The sequence below is a fragment of the Ochrobactrum teleogrylli genome (assembly GCF_006376685.1).
Taxonomy (GTDB): Bacteria; Pseudomonadota; Alphaproteobacteria; order Rhizobiales; family Rhizobiaceae; genus Brucella; species Brucella teleogrylli.
The window spans coordinates 469,489-492,887 of the sequence record NZ_VEWL01000001.1 but is presented as its reverse complement, the minus strand read 5'-3'; the positions used below and the strand labels follow the sequence as shown (position 1 = coordinate 492,887).

Here is a 23,399-nt window from a genome sequence, read left to right as displayed (position 1 = left end):
GAGCGAATATCGTGACCGAACAAGAGGATATGAGTCTTTAAGCGAACCCGAAAAAGCTCAATCCGTCCGTCCGAAAAACGATGGCGGCCCTTCTGGAAAGAAGCCGCTGAATTTCCCCGTTCTGCACTGCGGAAAAGCCGAAAACGCCCTTTCCGCACCCTCAAGCATGATGTCTGCCGGCCTCAATCGGGGTCGGAAGATGAAGGCAGCTCCTTGCTGTCCTGCGTCGTGTCGCGATGGATCACGGCGCGGCTGAGCAGCATGAGCGTCACCGGCGTTGTGATGACCACAAAGACGGTAATCAACACTTCATGCAGAATCGGCTTCGATTGCAAGATGGAGAAAAATATGATTGAAGCAATCAAGATTCCACCCGCCCCAAAAGACGAGCCGATGGTCGGCGCGTGGATGCGTTCATAAAAGGTCTTGAAACGCACAAGGCCAATGCATCCGACAAGCGTCAGGAAAGCACCGGCGACGAGAAAAAACGAAATGAGGATGGCGGCCCAGAGCGGGATTTCGGCTGCATGGATCATTCGATCACCTCCCCGCGCATCAGGAATTTGGCGAGCGCGACAGTGGCGACGAAGCCGAGCAACGCGATAATCAGTGCTGCTTCGAAATAAAGAACACTGCCGGTGCGAATGCCGAAAGTAATCAGCAGCAGCAGTGCATTGAGATAAAGCGCATCGGTGGCAAGCACGCGGTCCTGCGCGCGGGGTCCGATAAGCAGACGGTAGACCGCGCAGCCAATAGCGCCGATCAGCATCAATTGTGCAGCGAGCAGAGCCCAGAAGATGATAACGGCGCTCATGCGGATTTCTCCTTCTCGACGATGTCTGCTGCGCCGAAAATCGCGATCAGCGGCTTTTCGTATTTTTGCTTGATCAGATCACGCCAAACCTGCGCTTCCTCAAGGTCGAGCACGTGAATGGTCAGTTCGCGGCGCGCGCTATGATGATCCACCCACGCTGTGCCGGGGGTGGCCGTCACCACGCAGGCGAGAACCGCCAGCGCTGTACGGTTTTCCAGCTCCAGTGGGATAACCACGAAGCCGGGACGCCGTTTGCGGTTGGACAGGATAATGCGCGTGACGGTAATATTCGATTGCAGAATATCGAGGCTGAACGTGACGAAAAGCCGGAACATCGTCGGGATCGAGCGCAGATGGTTTTTCTGCGGCTGAAGCGCCGTCATGATCTGGCAGGCGAACAGCGCGATAATCGCGCCAAGGATAAGCTGCGCGCGGGTGAAACCGTTCAGCAGCAGCCAGAACAGGACAAGCGCCGCAAACATCAGCGGATATGGCAGGATCTTTTTCATTCTACCCCCGCCGCTTGCGCGTCCGTTGCCTTGGACGGCCCATATTCGACCTTGGGTGCTTTCAAGACACTGTTGATATAGTCGGACGGATTGTGCAGCGAGCGCGCCGTTTCGTCCATATAGCGCATGGCGGGACCGGCTGCGATTGTCAGCGCAAGGCAGAGCGCCAAAAGCCCTGCAATCGGCACGACTTCGCGCACCAGAACACGTGGCACATTGCCTTCGAGCGAGGCCCAGAAGGTGCGGATGCCGGTACGCGTCATGGCGATGAGCGCCGAAAGGCCGGACAGGAGAATCAGCGCAATCAGCGCCCAGCTTGCCGGACTGACCGGCATGGCGAGTTGCGGCGCCGCCCCGTCACCGTTGAAGACTGCAGCAAGGATGAGGAACTTGGCGATGAAACCCGAGAATGGCGGTAGGCCGATCAGCAAAATGGCGCAGATGGCGAAGAACGTGCCAAGGATGGCAAGGGTCGCGGGCAAGACCGCGCCGACCTCTTCTTCCTCTTCTTCTTCCTCGTCATCGCCATAGGCTTCCATCGTGACCGCGAGAACGTTGGCGGCGGCGTCCTGTCCACGTTCGACCAGTTCGATCAGCAGGAAGAATGCGGCAATCGTCAGCGTGGAACTGACCATGTAAAACAGCGCCGCCCCGGCCATGGCGGTGTTGCCACTGCCGATGGCAGCCAGAAGCGTGCCCGACGAAACAAGAATGCTGTAGCTTGCGAGCCTGCCCATGGCCTGCGACGCGACCACGCCGATCAGGCCGAAGGCCAGTGTGACCATGCCGCCGAAATAGAGCCAGTCATTGCCGAAACCGTAAGACGAGCCGGCATCCAGCCCGAACATCAACGGCGACAGACGCAGCAGCACATAAATGCCGACCTTGCTCATGATCGCGAAGATCGCGGCAACCGGCGCTGCGGCTGCCGTATAGGTCGGCGCCAACCAGAAATTAAGCGGCCACATGCCAGCCTTGATCAGGAAGGCGACACCCAAAACCGCCGCACCGGCTTCCAGCAGCATACGGTCCTCGGGCGCAACCTGCGTGATCCGCTGTGCAAGGTCCGCCATATTGAGCGTGCCGGTAACACCGTAGATGAGGCTCACGCCGATCAGGAACAGCGACGACGCCACCAGATTGACCGCGATATAATGCAACCCCGCCTTGACGCGGGCTGGGCCTGAGCCATGCAACGCCAGACCGTAGGATGCGGCCAGCATAACCTCGAAGAAAACGAACAGGTTGAACAGATCGCCGGTGAGGAAAGCGCCGTTCAGCCCCATCAGCAAAAGCTGGAAAATCGTGTGGAAATGCGGGCTTGCCTTGTGCCAATGCGCCAGCGCGAAGCTGAGCGCGGCCATTCCGAGCAGACTTGCCAGCAACAGCATCAACGCCGCCAGCCTGTCGAGCACCAGCACGATGCCGAACGGTGCGGGCCAATTGCCGATCAGATAGACGATGGCTTCCGGCGCTTTTTCGCTGGCCATGCCGACAAGCATGCAGGCAATGCCGATCAGGCCGAGCGTCGAGAGCGAGTTGATCGCCATCTTCAGCTTGCGGCTGCGCTCGTCGATCAACAGCAGCACAGCCGCCGTTACCAGCGGCAGAAGGATCGGAGCAACGATGAGGTGTGATTTCCAATCCATCATCAGTTCTCCTTGCCGTCGACATGGTCGGTGCGTGTCAGGCCGCGCGAGGCGAGCAACACGACAAGGAAGAGCGCCGTCATGGCGAAGCCGATAACGATTGCCGTCAGCACAAGCGCCTGCGGCACCGGATCGGTATATTGGGCCGCCTGTACGTCCACTCCGGAGTCCAGCACCGGCGCAGCGTTGGAACGTAGCCGTCCCATCGAGAAGATGAACAAATTGACCGCATAGGAGATCAGCGACAGGCCAATCGCCACCTGAAACGTGCGCGGACGCAGCACCAGCCAGACGCCGGAAGCCATCAGCACCCCGATTGCGAGAGCAAGAACCAGCTCCATCAGTTCTCCTCCTTCGCAGTCGCTGCGGCGAGTTTCTCGACGCGATGTTTACGGATCGATTGGTGCGCCAGCGCGATCAAGACAATAACCGTCGCGCCCACAACAAGCGCGAAAACGCCGAAATCGAACAGCAACGCGCTTGCCACCGGCAATTTTCCAACCTGGGGTATGTCCACATACTGGAAGAACGAGGTCAGGAACGGATAGCCGAACAGCCATGCACCCGAACCGGTTGCAGCAGCGCTGAGCAGACCCACACCGATCCAGCGTAAAGGCAGAATGCGCAGCCGGTCTTCAACCCAGCGCGTTCCGGCAGCCAGATATTGCAGGATGAAGGCAATCGCCAGCGCAACACCGGCCGCAAAACCGCCGCCCGGCAGATCATGCCCACGCAGGAACAGATGCACGGCCAAAACGATGATGACCGGAAACAGCCATTGCATGATGACCGACGGCACGGCCAGATAATCGTTCAGCGTCTCGCCCGCTTTGCGGTCGGGCATGGCCTCGTCATAGGCGTCCTGAATCTTCTGCTGCGCGGTCGAGCCGGTAGAATCCGGCGCGGGACGGAAACGACGCAGCAACGCAAAGACCGTCAGGCCGACAATGCCGAGGACGGCGATCTCACCGAATGTATCGAAAGCGCGGAAATCGACCAGAATGACATTGACGACATTCTTGCCGCCGCCACCCGAATAGGCGTTTTGCAGGAAATAATCGCCGATGCTGTTGGGCGACGGGCGCGTCATCATCGCATAGGCAATGATCGAAACGCCGACCCCACTAGCAACAGCCAGCACAAGATCGCGATAGCGACGGATACGTGGGCCGATCTTCACCGGAACCGGATCGGGATCTTCCCAACGCTTCGGCAGCCAGCGCAGACCGAGCAAAAGCAGAACCGTCGTGACGATTTCCACCAGAAGCTGCGTGACGGCAAGATCGGGCGCGGAAAGCCAGACAAAGGTGATGCAGGTCATGAGCCCCGCCCCGCCAAGCAGGATCAAGGCGGCGAGACGATGGAATTTAGCCTGATAGGCAGCGCCCACGGCGCAGGCACAGCCAAGAAGCCAGAGGCCGGCGAAAATCGGATCAACCGGCTGCGGCCCCAATAGACCCGAGCGCAGACCATCCTCAATCAGCGGCCATGCAGCAACCACAACGGCCACCGCCACGATGATGCGCAATTGCGGCTGCAAGCGGCGCGTGCTGAGGAAATTTTCAGCCTTACGCGCCCAGTTCCATGACAACGTCACCAGTACGCGCTCGAAAATGCGCTGACCTTGCAGGTGCCGGAACAGCGGCGGTCCATCCTCGCTGGTTGTCAGATAGTTTTTCAAGCACCAGTGCAGAAGTACGCCACCGATCATCGCGGCGATACTCATCATCAGGGGCAGATTGAAACCATGCCAGACTGCGAGACTATATTCCGGCGTCGCATCGCCAAGCACCGAGCGCACCGCCGAATGCAAGAATGGACCAATGGACAGGCCAGGAACGATGCCAATCAGAAGGCAGAGCAGAACGAGAAGTTCGATAGGGCGGCGCATCCAGTGCGGCGGTTCATGCGGCTCTCGCGGCAGATCATGCGGCGGCGGGCCGAAGAAGGTCGAGTAAATGAAGCGGATCGAATAGGCCACTGTGAAGATGCTGGCGAGCGTCGCCACGTAAGGGGTGATCGTGTCTAGCCAGGACGCAAGATGCGTTTCAACCGCCTCGGCAAAGAACATTTCCTTGGAAATGAAGCCATTAAGCAGCGGAACGCCAGCCATCGCCGCGCTCGCCACCATGGCAAGTGTCGCCGTATAGGGCATTAATCGGAACAGTCCGCTCAGGCGACGCATATCGCGCGTTCCGGTTTCATGGTCGATGATGCCTGCCGCCATGAAGAGCGACGCCTTGAAAATGGCATGGTTGACCATGTGGAAGATCGCGGCCACCGCAGCAAGCGGACTACCGAGGCTCAACAGCGCCGTAATCAGACCCAGATTGCTGATCGTCGAATAGGCGAGCAGCCCTTTGAGGTCCTGCTGGAACACAGCAAAGAAGCTTGCAAGCAAAAGCGTGATCAGGCCCGCAGAGCCCAATATCCAGAACCATTCTTCGGTTCCCGCCAGCACCGGCCACAGGCGGGCCAGCAGGAACACGCCTGCCTTCACCATGGTCGCCGAATGGAGATAGGCCGAAACGGGCGTTGGCGCGGCCATGGCGTTCGGCAGCCAGAAATGGAACGGAAACTGCGCACTTTTGGTGAAAGCCGCAAGCAAGATCAAGATGAGCGCGACGGTATATAGCGGATGGGTGCGAACCTCGTTGCCCGCTGCCAGCACGACATCGAGATCATAACTGCCGACGATATGACCGAGCAGCAGCATGCCCGCCAGCAGACAGAAGCCGCCAATGCCGGTGACCGTCAGCGCCATACGCGCGCCATCGCGCGCACTGGCATTATGATACCAGTAGCCGATGAGCAGGAACGAGAAGATACTCGTCAGTTCCCAAAAAACCGCAAGCAGGATGATATTGCCGGACAGAACGACGCCCAGCATGGATCCCATGAAGGAGAGCAGGAACGAGAAGAAACGCGGTACCGGATCGTCAGGTGACATGTAATAGCGCGCATAAATCACGACCAGAAGGCCGATGCCGGTGATCAGCATGGCAAACAGCCAAGCGAAACCGTCCATGCGCAATGTCACATTGAGACCGTAGGCGGGCAGCCAATCGACTGTGCCGCGCAAAACTTTCCCGTCCGAGACGATGGGATAAAGACTGGCTGTGACAATTAAGGCGACGAGAGCGATGGCTGCCGTGAACCAGGCGGAACCGCTTCGGTCCGCGCCCCTGAAAAGACCCGTGATGACGCTGCCAATAAAAGGAAGAAGGACAAGCAGGAAAAGCATTCTGCCGTCCATCGTCATGCGCCCAAGGCCTCCAATCCGCTCTTACTGTCTATAATCACACACATATGGTCCGAAAGCTGTTCACACTTTTGGAGATGCGCTCCACTTTGTCGTAATTTCCGGGCGCAAAACCGTCAGGCACTTTTGCAGGAAACGCTTTACAACTGATCCGGCGCATGCGCGGCTCAGGCGAGCAGCAACTGAAATGCCCCGATCAGATGTTGTGAGGAATCATATATTCCGATGTCGTTATTATGACCGGCCAGCCAATATATTGGCAATAGCTTTCGATAGTTTATATGGGACAAATCAGAGGCTTATCGCAATTTTCTGACTTTTTGGCCGCCAATTCCACGCGAATCTCTTTCTTTCGCCGCATATCAGCCCCTGCAACCTTGCCTTGAAGGGCAACTTGCCACGAAAATCTTGTCGGTGAACGATCAGCAGCACGGCATCGCTGGCCGAAAGATTCGTTTCAGGCTTCCCCTTCAAACAAGGTCTCGACCAGTTTGGCCGCCTGAACGCGAATATCCGGAACGGCTGTCGATTCCCAGAAGACGCCCTTCGTCACCGGACCGATCGCAAAGAACGAGCCCGACGGTTCCCCCCGCGCATTGATCAGCTGGAAATCCTTGGTGACATCCAGACCGAGATCAAGCGCATCGGGCTTTGCCAGCCCATGCTCCATAAGGCCAAGCAAGGCGGAATTGCGTGTCGTTGAAAACCTTGGGTTTCCGCCACGGCAATCGATGATCGTCGCTATTTTCAACTTCTGGAACGAACCCGTATGGCGCTCGCGATAGCGGATCGTCATATCCGTTTCGTTTTCCTGCACGGAAAGAAGCCGACCTGCTGCAATTTCAAGTTGCCCCGAGGCGCGCGCTGCGTCGATCCGATCAGCGACAGCGGGCGCCATACGATGACGGTGCGTGTCCCACCAGGGCCGCAGATGACGCAGAAAACTTCCACGTTGCGCCAGCGGCAACCGCGTCCAGATCTGCTGCGTGTGCGGTCGCAGCGCATCCATGACAGCGCGCCAGTTCGAACCCGCAGTCTCGGCCTCCTGCATCAAAGCGCGAACGCGACGCAACAGACCGACAATACCGGAAGCGACGAATAACGAATCGGTATCAACGTCAAACGGCTCCACCGCTGCATGGCGCGCAGGCACCAGTCCGCGCCGGGAGATCGCATGGATGGTTCCCTGATGCCCACGATCAAGCAGCGATAGCACGCTATCGACCATCGACAGTCCAGTCCCGAAAATCGCCACCGGCGCATCAGCCGGAATGTCGAAATAGCCGCTACTGGACCAGTATTCGGCAACATTCGCGCCAGAAACGGCAATCGCCGTTTCGTTGCCCGTCGCGACAATCACCGCATCTGCGGAAACAATCTCGCCTGTTTCAGTGACCACGGCAGGCTTGCCGCCGTCGAGTACGACATCGACAATCTCGCGCTGATCGACAACCAGTCTGGGTGTGTCGCCTGCACGGTATTGTTCGACAAGATCGTTCAGGTAATCGCGATAAAGCCTGCGAGGTGCGAATGACTGCGGTTGCCATTCATTGGCGATTTTAACGCCTGCCGTCGTTTGCCGCGTGTGAAGCCAGTTCAGGAAATGATCGGGATTGCCGGGAAAAGCGCTCATATTGCTGGCGCGAACATTGAGAAGGTGGCCGGGATTTTCCGTCGAATAGGCGATTCCCCTGCCGATCTGGCCGGATCGCTCAAAAATGCGAACCATCGCATCACGCGAGCGCTCCAGCACTTGCGCCGCAAGAATGACGCCGCTCGCGCCGCCACCGATAATGACAAAAGACTTCAAACTATCGTGACCTATCCCATTTCGCGACGGTTTCGCCCTCTGAACAGGTTCCGTCGTCCTTCCCATAATCCCACCAATTTAATAAGATTCCAACATCGTGCCCAAGATGTAAACCCCGGTTTGGCTGGGAATTTCCCCACAACGCACAGGCTCCGCCCCGCTATCGCTGATCAATATGGAAACAATGGCAGCTTCACCATCCCAATTTGTTGACAGTGTGTCTCTGAAAAGCGGGCTGGCGTTGAACGGTTTGACCCCAATATCTTGGGGCACGTCATGAATGTAACTTCTGGACATTCTGTATCGATAGATGTGTCGGGAAGTTCGCAATCTACTGCAACATCAGGATTAGAACGAATGAACAACAGCCATCTCGCATCCATCAAAAAGCGTCGCACCCAGTATGCTCTTGGCAAGAACCTCCCGCTCGCCAAGGAGCAGGTTGCAGAACTGATCCGCGAAGCCGTCAAGCACACGCCTTCGTCGTTCAACTCCCAGAGCTCGCGTGCAGTCATCCTGTTTGGCGCTGAAAGCGACAAGCTGTGGAACATTGCCAAGGAAGAACTGCGCAAGATCGTTCCTGCCGATGCCTTTGCGCAGACGGAAGGCAAGCTCAACAGCTTCGCAGCCGGTGCTGGCACGGTTCTCTTCTTCGAAGACCAGAACGTCGTGAAGGGCCTGCAGGAGCAGTTCGCACTTTATGCCGACAACTTCCCGGTCTGGTCGGAACAGTCGGGCGGCATGGCGCAGCATTCGGTCTGGACCGCCCTCTCCGACGCCGGTATTGGCGCCAGCCTTCAGCACTACAACCCGCTGATTGACGCAGAAGTCGCCAAGACCTGGGATATTCCGTCCTCGTGGAAGCTGCGCGCCCAGATGCCGTTCGGCTCCAACGAACAGCCTTTCGGCGAAAAGACCTTCATGGATGACGGCGAGCGCTTCAAGGTATTCGGCTGATTCCGAATTTCTGAATATGAGCAAAGGCCGGGCATCTCACGATGTCCGGCTTTTTTCTGGAAGATTTCCATTATTTACTTTTGATCGTCGAAGCTGAATGGCGGCAACTGTACGAGCGCCGATTTCAGCGCTTCGGACCAGCTTTCGGATACCGTCTGGTAATAAGGGTCCGTTGCCTCGAAGCGCCGTTGCACGCCGGTCTCGAGGCTATCAGTTTCGTAAATCTGCATATCCAGCGGAAGGCCGACAGAGAGATTGGCCTTCAGCGTGGAATCGAACGAAACTAGCAGCAGCTTCACTGCATCCTCGAAGCTCATATCCGGCTGATAAGCGCGCACCAGAATGGGCTTGCCATATTTGTTCTCGCCGATCTGGAAAAACGGAGTATCGACCGAGCTTTCGATGAAATTGCCTTCGGGATAAATATAGAACAGTCGCGGCTGGCCGCCCTTGATCTGCCCGCCCAGAATGAACGAAGCGCCGAACGCATCCGCTGCCTTCTGGCCGCCGGTAGCAGAACTCTGAATCACTTCCTTGACCGTATCACCAACCAGCCGTGCAACCTGAAACATGGATGGCGCGTCGAACACGGACGGGTGACGGTCAGCGGGCGCCTTCATCCGTTCTTCCAGCAAACTGGCGACTGATTGCGTCGTGGCAAGATTGCCAGCCGAGAGCAGGACGATGACGCGGTCACCGGGCTTCGACCAGCTCCGCATCTTAGAAAATTTCGAAATATTGTCGAGCCCCGCATTCGTCCGGGTGTCGGACATGAACACAAGGCCACGATCGATTTTCATTCCAACGCAATAGGTCATCGGCAGTATCCGGCAGGCGATATCATCGTTCTCGTCCGATCACTGCCCTACATTGATGTGAACCGCAAGGCTTTCGACCGTTCCGCCAAGCCGAACGCCCGAAATTGGAGCCGCATCGCGATAATCGAGCCCGGTCGCCAAACGCACATAGCGATCATTCGGGCAAATATTATTTGCCGCATCGAAACCAACCCAACCCAATCCGTCGATATGCGCTTCCGCCCAGGCGTGACTTGCAGTCTGGTCTTCCACGCCCTCCATCATGAGATAGCCGGAGACATACCGCGCCGGAATGCCGAGCAGCCGCGCGACGGCTAAGAAGATGTGGCTATGGTCCTGACAGACGCCCTTGCCCGCGCCGAGCGCCGTTTCCGCATCGGTGAAAACGCTGGTTGTGCCGGGCATATAGGCGACAGAACCATGGACGCGGTTCATCAACTCGTGAAGCAGGGCAAGCCGCTCCTGCCCGGTTGAAACTTCGCCAGCGAGCGTGCGAATGCCCTCGCCCGGCAGCGTCAGTTCGGTTTCGCGCTCGAACAGCCACAAGGGCGCATAGCCATAGACCGGACCGAGTACGCCGACACGGTCTTCCACATCGACAGTGCCGCTGGCGGTGATGATAATCTCGCTGGTATTGCGCTGGTGCTGCACCAGGTCGGTTTTGTTTCCAAAACCGTCGATATAGGAGACTTCCGGTTCGCCGCCTTGGATTGTCAGCTCCCAGTGCTTCACCATCTGTCCCGGCACGGTCGGCGGGCGCAAACGCAAACGCTGCACCGCATAGGGCACCGGATGTTCATAAACATAATGCGAAACGTGCCGGATATTGAACTGCAAGCGAGGACCTCAATTGAAATTATAGGTTTCAGCGATCTCGTTGCCGAGCCGGTTGTTGCATTTGATGAAGTCCGTCAGGAATTCATGCAGACCAACATCGAAGATTGCACTTATGTCCTGATTTTGCAGTGTCGAAAAGATTTTCTCCCCTGTTTCATGACAGGTAGCATGGCTGTCATAGTCCTTGGACAGAAAATCCAGATGCTCGTTGATGCTGCGATAGCAATAATTAAGCGAGCGTGGCATGCGTCCGTTCAGGATCAGATAATCCGCGACATGCGCCGGACGATAATCCCCGTCATAGACCCAGCGATAGGAGCGATGCGCCGAGACCGAGCGCAGAATCGACTCCCACTGATAATTATCGAGCGTCGTTCCGACATAGGAAATGGCCGGCAGCAGCACATAATATTTCACGTCCAGGATGCGCGCGGTGTTGTCGGCGCGTTCAATGAATGTGCCCAGGCCCGCAAAATCGAAAATCTCGTTGCGCAGCATGGTCCCGTGAAAGGCTCCGCGGATCAGTGCCGTTTCGCGCTTGATCTGGTCGAGAAGCGGCGGCAGGTCGCTTTCCTTGAGCGGCTTGCTCAGCGACTTCTTCAAAAGCATCCACGCTTCATTGACGCTTTCCCACGCCTCGCGCGTCAAAGCGGTGCGCACCATGCGCGCATTGGAACGCGCCGTCTCAAAACAGGACATCACGCTTGACGGATTGCTGGTATCACGCAGCAGGAAATCGGCTACATTCGCCGCATTATACGCATCGTATCTTGCGGAAAAGGCCTGACTGGCGCCCGCCGACACCACCACGGAAGACCATTCTTCCGGCGCGTCGGACGTCTTGGTCAGAGCCATGCGCAATCCGGCATCCACCAGGCGAGCCATATTTTCCGCCCGCTCAATGTAGCGGAACATCCAGAAAAGCCCGTTTGCCGTGCGGCCTAAAAGCATGAATTCATTCCCCTTATCGAGCCTTTAAGGCTCCATCTTCACGCGCCGGTCTTGATGCCGGATTTTGCGTACAAATTCGTTTCTGCTTCAGTTCTAGTCGTCCAGAACCCAGGTGTCCTTGGTGCCACCGCCCTGACTGGAATTCACCACCAGCGATCCTTCCTTCAGCGCCACGCGGGTCAAACCGCCGGGCGTGATGCGGATACGGTCCGAAACCAGCACGAACGGGCGTAGATCGACATGGCGCGGCGCGAGACCCTTTTCGGTAAAGATCGGGGTGGTGGAAAGCGCCAGTGTCGGCTGCGCGATATAATTGCGCGGACGCGCCTTCAGCTTTTTCGCAAAGGCTTCGCGTTCAGCCTTGGTGGATGCGGGCCCCACCAGCATGCCGTAACCGCCGGAACCGTGCACTTCCTTGACGACAAGATCGGCCAGATTGTCGAGCACATAGGCCAGACTGTCCGGTTCCGAGCAGCGCCATGTCGGCACATTTTCGAGGATCGCCTTGCGGCCCGTATAGAACTCTACGATTTCCGGCATATACGAATAGATCGCCTTGTCGTCGGCAATGCCGGTGCCCGGTGCATTGGCAATAGTGATATTGCCCGCGCGGTAGACATCCATGATACCTGCGACGCCAAGTGTCGAATCCGGACGGAACGTCAGCGGATCGAGATAGGCGTCGTCCACGCGACGGTAAAGCACGTCGATGGCGCGATAGCCCTGCGTGGTTCGCATGGCGACGCGCCCATCAACCACCCGCAGATCGCTGCCCTCCACCAGTTCGACGCCCATCTGGTCGGCCAAAAACGCGTGTTCGAAATAGGCGGAATTATAAATGCCGGGCGTCAGAACCGCGACGGTCGGCACGCCCTGCGTGCCGGGAGGCGCGACGCTCGCCAGCGACTGGCGCAGCAATTGCGGATAGTTCTCAACCGGGCGAACCTTGACGTTCTGGAACAGCTCCGGGAAAAGCTGCATCATCGTTTCGCGGTTTTCCAGCATATAGGAAACACCGGACGGCGTGCGGGCATTGTCTTCCAGCACGTAGAACTGGTTCTCTGCGGTGCGCACGATATCGACGCCGATAATATGCGTATAGACGTTGCCGGGCGGACGAAAGCCGATCATCTCGGGCAGAAATGCCTCGTTCCTGGTGATCAGTTCTTTCGGGATGCGCCCTGCCCTGACAATTTCCTGCCGATGATAAATATCATCGAGAAACGCGTTAAGCGCCATGACGCGCTGTTCGATGCCTTGCGAAAGACGCCGCCATTCCTGACCGGAAATGATGCGCGGGATGATATCGAAAGGGATGAGACGTTCGGCTGCTTCCTGATCGCCGTAAACCGCGAAAGTAATGCCCGTCTTGCGAAAGACGCTTTCTGCGTCCTGAGATTTCTGCAGAAGCTTGCCAGAATCCTGGCCGTCGAGCCATTGTTTGAGAAATTCGTAAGGTGGCCGGACATTCCCGCCATGGTTGAGCATTTCATCAAATGGCTTCACTGAGTACCCCTTTTTCCGCTATTATTCAGCGCGACTTTGGGGAAATGCAAGCATTGAAATCATATAAAAGTGCAAAGCAGGGTTGCGCAATTCGTCGTGATGACAACGGACGAATTGGAATGTAGACTCCCGGCCAAACCGGGAATCGCTTGGCCCGTTTCTATCCCGGACGATGTGCCTTGACGACCGCCGGGTCGGTTTCGATACGGCCAGCACCGATCAAATCAAGACAATATGGGATAGCCGGAAAGACCGCCTGCAAGGTCATTGCGATGGATGCAGGCTTGCCCGGCAGGTTGAGAATAAAGCTCTTGCCGCGGCTGCCCGCCGTCTGGCGCGAGAGAATAGCTGTCGGCGTTTGTTCGAGGCTGACGCGGCGCATCAACTCGCCAAAACCCGGCAATTCCTTGTGCAGAACGGCATGCATGGCTTCTGTTGTCTCGTCGCGCGGGCTTGGCCCCGTGCCGCCCGTCGTCAGGATCAGATCGCAAGCCTCATCATCGCAAAGCGCGATCAGCGTATCGCGTACCGACGCCATCCCGTCGGGAATGACGCGCTTCACCGTTTCGTAAGGCGTGACGATGGCGTTCTTCAGCCATGCCTCGATGGCCGGGCCACTCAAATCCTCATATTCGCCGCGACTTGCACGGTCGGAAACGGTAACAACGCCGATTTTCAAAACTGCATCCCCAAATCCTCTGAACGACGGCACTCATATCGTCCACCCGCGACAATGTGAAGACACCGTGTTCCGTTCCATGCTTGACGCGGGTGCAAAACCGCTATCAACGTCAATCGTAGCCCGCGCGTCGAAGGATGCGCAATATCACCGCCAAAAGCTTCTTCCGGTCATCATGATCATCAAGCGCAACGATCTCATTTTTGCGGTACGGACCACCGCCGCATCGCTGATCGCGCTTTATATTGCCTTCCTGATGAATATGGATGACCCGAAATGGGCCGCCATGACGGTCTGGATTGTCGCTCAAAGCAGCCGTGCAATGAGCGTTTCCAAGAGCATCTATCGCCTCATGGGCACGGCAATCGGCGTCGTGGTCGCGGTGTTGCTCACGGCAATCTTCATCCAGACACCCACTCTGTTTCTGCTGGTGCTCGCAGGCTGGATCGGCCTTTGTACTGCGCTTTCGACGGGCCTGCGCAACTTCCGCTCCTATGGCGCGGTGCTTGCCGGCTATACGGCTGCCATCGTCGCCATCGACTCTTTGTCCGACCCGGAAAATGTGTTTGAAATCGCTGTATCGCGGTTGATCTACATTGCATTGGGCATCGTGACCGAAGCCATCATCACCTGGCTGTTCAGCACCGATAATCCCTTCGAGGAAGCACGTGCGCAGCTTGGAAAATTCATGCGGCAGACGGCCAAGCTCTGCGCAGAAATGCTGGGCGGTGAAGCCGGAACCGGCGCGCTGCAAACCGCCTATCGCAATGCCATCGCCTTCGATACGGCCATTGAATACAAGGCCGCGAGTTCCGTCACGGTCAGGCGCAGCGTCGGCTACCTCCGGCAGGCGATGGTGGTCACGCTGCAACAGGCATCGGCTGTGCGCGCCATATTGGAAATGCCATCACAAACCACGAGCGGCGATCCATTGTTGCTGGAAGCCAAAAACGCCATGGCGCAGATCGCCGATGGCGACGAAACCGTTGATCTCGAAGCTCTGCGCGAAAAGATCATGCGCACGGCGGAAGAAGAAACGAGCGGCAATACCGATCTCACTTCCGGGCGGCTGATGTTTTTGTATCGCCTAAGAAGCATGCTCGGTTTTCAGGAACAGGCACTCGCCATCGAAGCCGAACTCGACACCGCGCATCCGAAAGCGAACCGTGTGCGCCTTTCCTACCATGTCGATCACACGGCAGCGTTTATCAACGGTATTCGCGCATTTGTGGCGCTGGCCGCAGCATCGGCTATCTGGATCTTCACCGCATGGCCATCCGGTCCCGGTTTCGTCATCGTGGTTGGTGTGGTCAACGCGCTTTTCGCAACCCGGCCAAACCCGGTTGCCAGCGGAACGGAATTTTTGAAAGGCTCGGCGATTGCCGCAATCGTGGCGGCCATCATGAATTTTGGCGTTTTGCCCGTCATTTGGGGATTCCTCCCCTTCACCATCGTCATAGCGCCCGTCCTGATCTGCGCCGGGCTTGCCATGCGCAATCCGTCTACCATCGCCAAAGGATCGGCATTCGCCATTTTTTTCTGGGATTTGATTGGCCCTGACAATTTCATGCGACCCGACGCCACGTCCTTTCTGAATGGCGTGCTTGCGCTGCTTCTCGGCATTGGCATTGGCACGCTTGTCTTCTCGCTGCTTTTTCCACCGAACGACTATGCCGCGCAGCGCCGCATGAAGCGCGCCATGCGCGACAGCCTGAAGAAGATCGGTGCGGCGCCACGTTCCATCTCCATCGAGGCGTGGATCAGCCAAAGTGCTGACCGTATCTCGCGTCTGCTCATAACCGAGACCTCTGCCGCATCACCTGAGGCGCATCAGGATTTGCGCGGTATGCTGGCCGTCCTGAACCTCGGCTCTGCGGCACTGGAACTGGCACAATTCACCGACCATCCCCAGCCGGATGTCCGCCTAGCAGTCCGCAACATGCTGCGGACATTGGCGGTTTTCGAGCCTGTAATGCTGATTGAAACCACCACGGCTGGCGCAGGCCAGATTCTGGCCGCATCGGAAGCTTCCAGCGCTGCGGAAAAAGACCGGTTGTTGCACGCGGCTGCACTCATGCAAGCCATGGCCATGACGACGGAAGCGAATGCGGCATTCCTGCGTTGACGTCTATTCCATAAAAGCAGGCATCAGTAAGAGATGCATTATTGATTAAAACAATACTTATTTATGCAACAATTATTCCAAAAAAATTCAAATATTTTAGAAGACGTAAACGATTGCCGGTTACTGTCTATGGTCATATGCTATAGTGAGCTTTAGCAAACTGGAAAGTTTTCGAACACAGACTTGCGGTGGCAAGCCCCCACCGGTCACATTGCGGAATGCATGGAAATGCCATTTTCGAGGGATTATTACTTCGGACGTTTCAAGGCCGACGAACTGGCAAGGTTGCAACAGGCCTATATTCAGTCCTGCGCAGCCATCGGCTGCTGCCCGATCACCTCGCCTTTGAAGGACGAGCTGGTCCGTGAAATCATCCAGATTTATGAGTGCGGCGTCTCCCAGCCTGAGAAGATCGCCGAACTCATGAAGCAGATCGAAAGCGTCAAACACCGTGCCGATCAGGCCCAGACGCTCGACCAATTTGCCGTTATACACTCCAAGACTGCATAAGCCCTGTTAGAGATCCGGCGACTTATTCCGCCGCATCCGCCAGATAGCCGAATTGCAGCACATTTTGGGGCGCTTTTACGCCCGGCAACAGACGCTCATCGTCAATCGGTTCGCCCAGATGTGTCGTCACCGGAATGACGCCCGCCCAGATCGGTAGCGCATAATCCCGCTCGTCATCCTTGGGTGGACCGGAGCGGACTTTCGCTGACGCTTCATTCAGTTCCAGTTCCAGCAGCATGGTCGCCTTCAGCTCCTTGGCCATCATCGGGCGTAGCCCTTCCCAGCGATCAGGAAAAAGCCCATTCACGAAGTTGCGCAAATGTCGCTCCTTCGCCACAACATCGGTAATTTTCTTCGCCGTGCCGAAAGCCATCACGGAACGATAATTGCAGGAATGGTGAAAGGCAGAACGCGCCAGCACCAACCCGTCCAATGTTGCGAAGCTGACGCAGACTTCCGCCTCCTCGCAAGCTTCCAGCATGCGGCTTGCCGAGGATCCGTGCCAGTAAATGAAATTGCCTTCCCGCCATACGAGCGTCGGCGACACATAGGGCGCGCCGTTGAAAACATAGGCTACATGGGCGAGCGGCTGAGCATCAATGATCGCGTGAACACTGTCCGCATCATAGCGGCCGCGATCATGCAGGCGCTTCACTCTGGTTCTTTCTGTTGGGGCATTCGTCATGCTGGTCGGTCCTGTTTGCATTTGCATTTTCAATGCATGCAAAATGCCGCCATAGTGGTATGTTGAAAATAACCACTTATAAGATACTGAGCCATGCCACTTATCGCATCGATACCGGAATTCGGGATTGACCGTACGAGCGCTACGCCTCTCGCCGTTCAGCTTGCAGAACAGATAAGGCAGGCCGTTCTGACCGGAAGGCTGAAGCCTGAAAGTCGCCTTCCCTCGACCCGCGCTTTTGCGGAAGAACTGGGCGTCTCGCGCGCCACAGCACTTTCGGCCTATGACCAGCTGATCGCGGAAGGTTATCTGGAAGGCAGGCACGGTTCAGGGACGCGCATTGCCGCTCAATTGCCGGATGTAACGTTGAAAACCGGGCCAACGGGCAGCGCCCCGACAGCGAAGACGACCACCAAGGCAACACTTACACCGCAGCCCTTTCAGCAAGGTGTATTCGACAGCGATCACTTTCCACATGCGGAATGGGGCAAATTGCTTGGGCGCATCTGGCGCAAGCCTGACACCAACCTGCTGAACGGCAACGATCCATTCGGCTATTTTCCGCTGCGTGTCGCGCTTGCCCGCCATCTGCATGAATGGCGCGGCATGGCGGTGGATGCAGGGCAAATTCTGATTACCGGCGGCAGTACCGACGCATTTTCGCTTCTCCGGGCAGCCATCTTCGAACCAGGCGACAAAATCTGGATGGAGGAGCCCGGCTATTCGCCTGCCCGTAACATTCTCGGCGGTCAGGGAATCGATGTTGTTTCCGTGCCGGTCGATGACAACGGTCTTGATGTGGCCGCCGGGCGACAAAGCGCGATGCAGGCACGTGCGGCTTTTGTAACACCGGCCCGCCATCATCCGACGGGTGTAACCATGCCGCTGGCGCGACGGCTCGATCTCATTGCCTGGGCGCGCGAAAGCGACGCATTCATCATCGAAGACGACTATGACAGCGAGCATCGCTATATCGGTCAGCCGCTTCCGGCCCTTATGTCGCTCGACCGCGACCGCATTCTTTATATCGGCAGTTTCTCGAAGGTATTTTCACCCGTCTTGCGGCTCGGCTTCCTGATCGTGCCTCTATATTTGACGGAAAAGTTTCGCACCCTCCGGCGCGAGCTTTTGCCGCCACCGTCGCTGCTTGCGCAACCGGCGCTGGCGCAATTCATCGAAACCGGCGCCTTCGCCCAGCACATCAGGAGGATGCGCCGTCTCTACGCGGCGCGTCGTAACAAGCTTATTGCGGCACTATCCCCCGGTGAACCGTCGCTTTTCAGCATTGAAGCGCCCCCCGCCGGGCTGACGCTATTGCTGGCGCTTTCAGACGCGCAAAACGATGTGATGCTTGCAAGTAAACTCGCCGACAGTGGTATAAAGGTTCAGCCTCTGTCGCCACTCTATGGCTTTTTCCAACCAAGACAGGGACTTATCCTCGGTTTCTCAGGCTTTGAAGAAGCTTCTCTGGAGAAATCTGCAACAGCGCTGATAAAAATCCTCGAAAGCTCAATTTGAACCGCGTGCGTTAGCACTTTCGTAAACTTTGGATTCAGTTTTTGCCGGTAATCTGACCTGAGCAATGACTCGGGAGAGCGTTGCAGCCCATTTGTTCTGAGTACGGGTGCCCATGCGTTCTTCGCCTTCGCGTTCTTTGGTCGTGTCTGCCATTGCGCTCGCTTGCGCCGCCCTGACGGGCTGCACATCGAGTTCCGGCATCGACAGCATCATGCTCCAGCCGAAACCCTCGGCGGAGATGACCAGTTCTGTTGTGAGGCCGGTTCCGCCCGCAGCCGTAACCGAAACAGCAAGCGCGCCACGCGCGCAGCCACTCCCCCCGCAAGAAGAGGTGCTTGCCTGGGCCGGACCTGTTCCAGACGGCGGACAGTTCAAGGTGCAGCCGCCTGCGCCGGTTGTGCCGCAACCGCGCGGGCCATTGCAGGAGCGCCCCGTCGCGCAGATACCTACACCCGTGCCGCAAACCGAAGCACCGCGCATGCCTGCACCGCAGGTGGCGGCCTATCCGGCAGTGCGTCTGGAACCGCAAGCGCGCACGGCACAAGATCGCTCCAGAATCTACAGCCATCGCTTCCGCGATGCGAAGCCGATCAATTTTGGCCGTGCATCGCCGCGCAAACTCGCCGTGCATGGCGTAGACGTGTCGCGCTGGCAGGGTGATATCGACTGGCCGAAGCTGCGCACGCAAGGCGCGAACTTCGCCTATATCAAGGCCACAGACGGCGGTGATCATCTCGACCCGATGTTCCGCAAGAACTGGCGCGAGGCCAAGGCCGCCGGCATTAAGCGCGGCGCTTATCACTTCTTCTATTGGTGCCGTGTCGCCAGCGAACAGGCTGACTGGTTCATCCGCAACGTGCCGAAAGACCCCGACGCACTGCCGCCGGTGATCGACGTGGAATGGAATGGCGATTCCGCATGCCGCCGCCGCCCGTCGCCGCAACAGGTGCGTGAAAAGATGCAGGTCTTCATGGACAAGCTGGAGCGCCATTACGGCAAGCGCCCGGTCATCTATACCGCACCGGATTTCTACGATGACAATCTGAAAGGCGCGTTCACCAACTATCCGTTCTGGTTGCGCGCTGTGGCACAACACCCATCGAAGGTCTATCCGGGCCGTCCATGGCTGTTCTGGCAATATTCTGGATCGGGCCTGTCTCAGGGCGTGAGCAACAAGATCGATCTCAATGTTTTCCATGGCTCCGAAGCAGAATGGCATCGCTGGTTGGAACGGGTCGGCAGCTGATAGTGCTTCATCCCAAACAAAACCCCGGAATTTCCATTCCGGGGTTTTGTTTATTCAGCGGCAGTCACTTCTTGCCGATATTTTCCAGATCGTACGGCGTCGACTGGTAAATTTCATTGATCCAGTTGCCGAACAGCAGATGCGCGTGGCCACGCCAGCGGTTTTGCGGCGGGCGGGTCGCGTCGTCGTCCGGGAAATAATTTGCGGGCACCTTGGTTTCAGGCTCAGCCTGAATATCGCGGAAATACTCATCTGCCAGCGAAGTCGTGTCATATTCGACGTGGTTGAACATGTGCAGCGCCCGATGGCGTGGGTCTTCCAGCAGACAAAGGCCGGATTCAGCGCTATCGACGAGAACATTCAGGCCGCTATCCTGCGGAATGTCTTCCTTGCGCACTTCCGTCCAGCGCGAAACCGGAATGGTGAAATCGTCCGAAAATCCGCGCAGATAGGGCGAGGCCGGGGCAAGGTTCTGCTGGCTGTAGACACCGGAGGCCTTGGCCGGAAGTTCATACTTGCCCATACCATGGAAATGATGGACGGCGGCCTGCGCCGACCAGCAGATGTTCAAAGAACGATGCACATGGGTCTGCGTCCAGTCGAAAACGCGCTGCAATTCATCCCAATAGGTCACTTCTTCGAAGTTCAACCGTTCCACAGGCGCACCGGTGATTACGAAGCCATCGAAGCGTTCGTCACGCACATCTTCCCATGGGCGATAGAAGGAGAGCATGTGATCGGCGGAGGTGTGGCGCGCGACGTGATTGGTAATGCGCACGAGCGTCAGTTCCACCTGAAGCGGTGTCGCGCCTAAAAGGCGGGCGATCTGCGTTTCCGTGGTCGCCTTGTTGGGCATGAGATTGAGCAGGCCGATGCGCAAGGGCCGAATGTCCTGACGCACGGCATCCGCCTCGCGCATGACCATAACGCCCTCGGCCTGGAGAACACTGGTTGCTGGCAGATCGTCAGGAATTTTTATCGGCATGATCGCGTCGGTCCCTCGTTCTGTCAGGTCGACGCGAGTGGCTTTATCCGCATAGTTGCCGGTTTGGCCACATCCTCCTTTTTCAGGGAGTACCACCTTGCCCGGAGCGGCAGGTTGGCGTTGGGCGTCTCCCCAACTCTTGATGTATTCGCACTTCTACTCAAACGCAGGCATAATGGCAATAGCTTTACGCAACGACAGCCGTGGCTGGAACAAATGTCCGCTTTCCACGTTGTTCGAAGTGCCCGCATACTGTCTCAGGCTCTTGTTTCGGTTTGAGGGCAACAGGGAGGGAGAAAATGAGCAACATCATATTTTGGACGGGCATTTTGCTTCTGCCGATCCTGGTGGGAACAGCGTTCGCCTATCTGCGTCACTATCATCACGAAGACGACTTCTGACGTAAAACCAGAAGCCGCCCATGGATTTAGAAGTTTCATGCGCTTTCGCGCATACCTTTTATTGCGTCGCTGAAACCAGCGAGAAGGCCACGCCCTTCGGGTCAAGACACTGGATGATCCACTCGCCATTCGGCACTTCTGTTGGCCCGAATGTTACTGTACCGCCCAGCGATTTCACACGTTCGGCAGCAGCGTTCGTTCCATCCACCATGAAATAAAAGCCCCAGCCATTTGGCACATTCGGCGGTGCGGTCATGATGCCGCCCGCATCTGCTCCGTTTACGCTAAAGATCTTATATTTGCCCATTGCGCCCATATCGAAGTCGCGCGCCAGCTTCCAGCCAAACACTTTCTCATAGAAACCAAAGGCTTCTTCGCCATTCTTGGCATAAAGCTCATGCCAGCTCGGATGGCCCACCTTGCGCGAACCGAAATCAGCCGGAGGCTCCGGCGGGTCTTTCGGCTCGAACAGCGCAAAGACCGAGCCTTGAGGGTCTGCCACGACAGCAAATCGCCCGACGCTTGGGATATCATGAGCCGGTTGCAGGATTTTGCCGCCTGCGGCTGTGACCTTCTCGGACATGGCGTCTACGTCGGCCACGCCGATATAGCCAAGCCAGCCGGGCTTTGTGTCACAATTTTCGCTCGGCATATCGGAAAGCGCCATCATACCGGCAACCGCACAACCCGGTGCTTCAAACAGCGTGTAGTTCACGCCGGGAACACCTGAGTCTTTCGTGTTCCAGCCGACGACCTTGCCGTAAAAATTTGCGGCCTCGGCGGCATCTTCAGTCATCAGTTCGTACCAGACGAACGGTGATGCTCTGTTATTCATTGTCATTCCTCCCAGAATTTGATTTTGGCGTTCAACTGCAGCAGCTGTGGTTTGCTGCAGGCGCGGCATATTCATCGTGGCGCCTCACGAAATGCATGGTGCTGTCTTCGTTGCGTCCTTTGGGTGCGCGGTCGAGGATCATGAGTGTGCTGATCCACTCCTCAATGCCGCGCGCATAGCTGGAATAGGTATGGTAGATCGTGCCGTCGTCGGCCTTGATGAAGGCGCTCATACCGGGCAGTTCATCATGCGCCTGTTCCGGCGGCAGCTTGTCGAAATTGTAGAAGACGCGCCCTTCTTCGATCTCGGCCTTGTCGAACGATACATGGAAATCGAAGTTGAAATCACCGCCATAGGACGACACCCATGGAAAGTGCCAGCCCATGCGGCGCTTGTAGTCTTCAAGCTTCGCAAGCGGCCCACGCGAAACGGCAATGAGCGTGACATCGTGATTGTTGAGATGGGGCAGCGCGCCGTCGAGATTGTCGGCCAGGAATGAACAGCCGACGCAGCCCTGCTCCCATTCCGGCCCGAACATGAAGTGATAGACGACCAGCTGGCTGCGTCCGTCAAAAAGCTCTGCCAGCGTTCGGCGTCCTGTCGGGGTGTCGAAGACATAGTCTTTCTCCACCTTGACCCAGGGCAGCGCCTGTCTTTCCTGATTGACGCGATCGCGAAGATGCGTCGCTTCCTTTTCTCTGGCCAAAAGCGCGCGCCGCGCCTCCAGCCAGACTTCGCGGGATACGACTTCATTCATGATGCAAGTCCTCCTCCGCCCCCGGATGGTAAAACGCCCAGTTTTTATAGGATATTAGCTTGACGATTTACATTGATATCAATATTAATGGATCATGTCAAACGCTGCCGAAGTTCCTTTTGAAACAACCCTATTGGTCAGAGACACCTGCCTTTGTCTGCATGTTCAGCGCGCGGCCCGCGCGCTTGCACGGCGTTTTGACGAAGCACTTCGTCCGGCTGGCATGACGAATGGGCAATTCTCCCTGATGATGTCGCTCAATCGGCCCTCGCCGCCGCCAATGAAGCCGGTTGCCGAATTGCTGGCAATGGATCAGACCACCCTCACCGCCGCTTTAAAGCCGCTGCAAAGGCAGGGCTGGGTGGAAATACTGGTCAATCCCGCTGACCGGCGTGAGCGCCTGCTGCAACTGACACCGGAAGGCAAAGCGGCACTGGCTGCCGCTGTCCCCATCTGGACCTCCACGCATGCGGAAATCGAAAAGAACCTGTCGCAAGGCAATGGCGATCAAATTCGCAGCGATCTGATTGCGCTGTCGTTCTAAA

Annotated in this window: 22 protein-coding genes and 1 riboswitch; of the genes, 6 read left to right on the top strand and 16 right to left on the bottom strand. The window is 57.1% G+C overall.

The annotated features are described in order from the left end of the window. Nucleotides 1-182: 182 nt before the first annotated feature. The 7 genes from mnhG to FIC94_RS02095 form a co-directional block, all read right to left on the bottom strand. Entirely contained in the window at nt 183-536 is a 354-nt protein-coding gene (mnhG, locus tag FIC94_RS02125) for a monovalent cation/H(+) antiporter subunit G (protein WP_078337010.1), read from the bottom strand. Continuing rightward, nucleotides 533-814, bottom strand: coding sequence for a K+/H+ antiporter subunit F (locus tag FIC94_RS02120; protein WP_109367418.1), 282 nt, complete (start codon nt 812-814; stop codon nt 533-535). Before FIC94_RS02120 ends, mnhG begins: the two co-directional genes overlap by 4 nt. Next, nucleotides 811-1,323 carry a Na+/H+ antiporter subunit E gene (locus tag FIC94_RS02115; RefSeq protein ID WP_109367419.1) on the bottom strand — a complete coding sequence of 171 codons (513 nt, stop codon included), beginning with the start codon at nt 1,321-1,323 and terminating at the stop codon, nt 811-813. The genes FIC94_RS02120 and FIC94_RS02115 overlap by 4 nt, the downstream gene beginning before the upstream one ends. Further along, nucleotides 1,320-2,972, bottom strand: coding sequence for a monovalent cation/H+ antiporter subunit D (locus tag FIC94_RS02110; RefSeq protein WP_140024023.1), 1,653 nt, complete (start codon nt 2,970-2,972; stop codon nt 1,320-1,322). The genes FIC94_RS02115 and FIC94_RS02110 overlap by 4 nt, the downstream gene beginning before the upstream one ends. 2 nt (nt 2,973-2,974) lie before the next feature. Further along, nucleotides 2,975-3,313 (bottom strand): Na+/H+ antiporter subunit C, encoded by a 339-nt coding sequence (locus tag FIC94_RS02105; RefSeq protein WP_121538830.1) that lies wholly within the window; start codon nt 3,311-3,313, stop codon nt 2,975-2,977. Continuing rightward, nucleotides 3,313-6,234 (bottom strand): monovalent cation/H+ antiporter subunit A, encoded by a 2,922-nt coding sequence (locus tag FIC94_RS02100; protein ID WP_140023759.1) that lies wholly within the window; start codon nt 6,232-6,234, stop codon nt 3,313-3,315. The genes FIC94_RS02105 and FIC94_RS02100 overlap by 1 nt, the downstream gene beginning before the upstream one ends. Before the next feature lie 457 nt (nt 6,235-6,691). Then, nucleotides 6,692-8,044: an FAD/NAD(P)-binding protein gene (locus tag FIC94_RS02095; RefSeq protein WP_140023758.1), complete on the bottom strand. Its 1,353-nt coding sequence runs from the start codon at nt 8,042-8,044 to the stop codon at nt 6,692-6,694. A 357-nt stretch (nt 8,045-8,401) separates the two neighbouring features. Between FIC94_RS02095 and FIC94_RS02090 the strand changes: the two genes are divergently transcribed. After that, the gene (locus FIC94_RS02090) at nt 8,402-9,001 is read left to right on the top strand and encodes a nitroreductase family protein (protein ID WP_109367424.1); all 600 of its coding nucleotides are present in this window, start codon (nt 8,402-8,404) and stop codon (nt 8,999-9,001) included. 74 nt (nt 9,002-9,075) lie between these two features. On the opposite strand, the gene FIC94_RS02085 is transcribed toward FIC94_RS02090, so the two are convergent. From FIC94_RS02085 to mog, 5 genes are all read right to left on the bottom strand, one after another. Beyond that, nucleotides 9,076-9,819, bottom strand: coding sequence for a proteasome-type protease (locus FIC94_RS02085; RefSeq protein ID WP_140023757.1), 744 nt, complete (start codon nt 9,817-9,819; stop codon nt 9,076-9,078). Between the two features lie 39 nt (nt 9,820-9,858). Continuing rightward, nucleotides 9,859-10,656: a transglutaminase family protein gene (locus FIC94_RS02080; RefSeq protein WP_140023756.1), complete on the bottom strand. Its 798-nt coding sequence runs from the start codon at nt 10,654-10,656 to the stop codon at nt 9,859-9,861. Between the two features lie 9 nt (nt 10,657-10,665). After that, complete coding sequence (locus tag FIC94_RS02075) at nt 10,666-11,607, bottom strand: alpha-E domain-containing protein (RefSeq protein WP_109367427.1); 942 nt, start codon at nt 11,605-11,607, stop codon at nt 10,666-10,668. Between the two features lie 93 nt (nt 11,608-11,700). Further along, nucleotides 11,701-13,113, bottom strand: a complete 1,413-nt coding sequence (locus FIC94_RS02070; protein ID WP_109367428.1) for a circularly permuted type 2 ATP-grasp protein — start codon at nt 13,111-13,113, stop codon at nt 11,701-11,703. A 160-nt stretch (nt 13,114-13,273) separates the two neighbouring features. Next, entirely contained in the window at nt 13,274-13,792 is a 519-nt protein-coding gene (gene mog, locus FIC94_RS02065) for a molybdopterin adenylyltransferase (protein ID WP_109367991.1), read from the bottom strand. A 67-nt stretch (nt 13,793-13,859) separates the two neighbouring features. Between mog and FIC94_RS02060 the strand changes: the two genes are divergently transcribed. Then, entirely contained in the window at nt 13,860-15,917 is a 2,058-nt protein-coding gene (locus tag FIC94_RS02060; protein ID WP_180917877.1) for an FUSC family protein, read from the top strand. 228 nt (nt 15,918-16,145) lie between these two features. Next, on the top strand, nt 16,146-16,427 hold the full coding sequence (locus FIC94_RS02055) for a hypothetical protein (RefSeq protein ID WP_109367992.1): 282 nt from the start codon (nt 16,146-16,148) through the stop codon (nt 16,425-16,427). Between the two features lie 22 nt (nt 16,428-16,449). On the opposite strand, the gene FIC94_RS02050 is transcribed toward FIC94_RS02055, so the two are convergent. Beyond that, the gene (locus FIC94_RS02050) at nt 16,450-17,112 is read right to left on the bottom strand and encodes a pyridoxamine 5'-phosphate oxidase family protein (protein ID WP_140023754.1); all 663 of its coding nucleotides are present in this window, start codon (nt 17,110-17,112) and stop codon (nt 16,450-16,452) included. A 93-nt stretch (nt 17,113-17,205) separates the two neighbouring features. Between FIC94_RS02050 and pdxR the strand changes: the two genes are divergently transcribed. Together pdxR and FIC94_RS02040 are read left to right on the top strand one after the other, a co-directional pair. Further along, on the top strand, nt 17,206-18,630 hold the full coding sequence (gene pdxR / locus FIC94_RS02045) for a MocR-like pyridoxine biosynthesis transcription factor PdxR (protein WP_140023753.1): 1,425 nt from the start codon (nt 17,206-17,208) through the stop codon (nt 18,628-18,630). A gap of 112 nt (nt 18,631-18,742) precedes the next feature. Then, nucleotides 18,743-19,876, top strand: a complete 1,134-nt coding sequence (locus tag FIC94_RS02040) for a glycoside hydrolase family 25 protein (protein ID WP_140023752.1) — start codon at nt 18,743-18,745, stop codon at nt 19,874-19,876. A gap of 64 nt (nt 19,877-19,940) precedes the next feature. Here FIC94_RS02040 and metA read toward each other — a convergent pair whose 3' ends face one another. The 3 genes from metA to FIC94_RS02025 all read right to left on the bottom strand — a co-directional run bounded on the left by metA (nt 19,941) and on the right by FIC94_RS02025 (nt 22,857). Next, nucleotides 19,941-20,861 carry a homoserine O-acetyltransferase MetA gene (metA, locus tag FIC94_RS02035; RefSeq protein ID WP_109367994.1) on the bottom strand — a complete coding sequence of 307 codons (921 nt, stop codon included), beginning with the start codon at nt 20,859-20,861 and terminating at the stop codon, nt 19,941-19,943. A gap of 41 nt (nt 20,862-20,902) precedes the next feature. Beyond that, nucleotides 20,903-21,012: riboswitch (SAM-I-IV-variant riboswitch) on the bottom strand. A 308-nt stretch (nt 21,013-21,320) separates the two neighbouring features. Further along, nucleotides 21,321-22,097: a VOC family protein gene (locus tag FIC94_RS02030; RefSeq protein WP_140023751.1), complete on the bottom strand. Its 777-nt coding sequence runs from the start codon at nt 22,095-22,097 to the stop codon at nt 21,321-21,323. A 31-nt stretch (nt 22,098-22,128) separates the two neighbouring features. Next, on the bottom strand, nt 22,129-22,857 hold the full coding sequence (locus tag FIC94_RS02025) for a DUF899 domain-containing protein (RefSeq protein WP_180917898.1): 729 nt from the start codon (nt 22,855-22,857) through the stop codon (nt 22,129-22,131). A 91-nt stretch (nt 22,858-22,948) separates the two neighbouring features. Between FIC94_RS02025 and FIC94_RS02020 the strand changes: the two genes are divergently transcribed. Beyond that, on the top strand, nt 22,949-23,398 hold the full coding sequence (locus FIC94_RS02020) for a MarR family winged helix-turn-helix transcriptional regulator (RefSeq protein WP_140023750.1): 450 nt from the start codon (nt 22,949-22,951) through the stop codon (nt 23,396-23,398). The last annotated feature ends 1 nt before the right edge of the window (nt 23,399 follow it).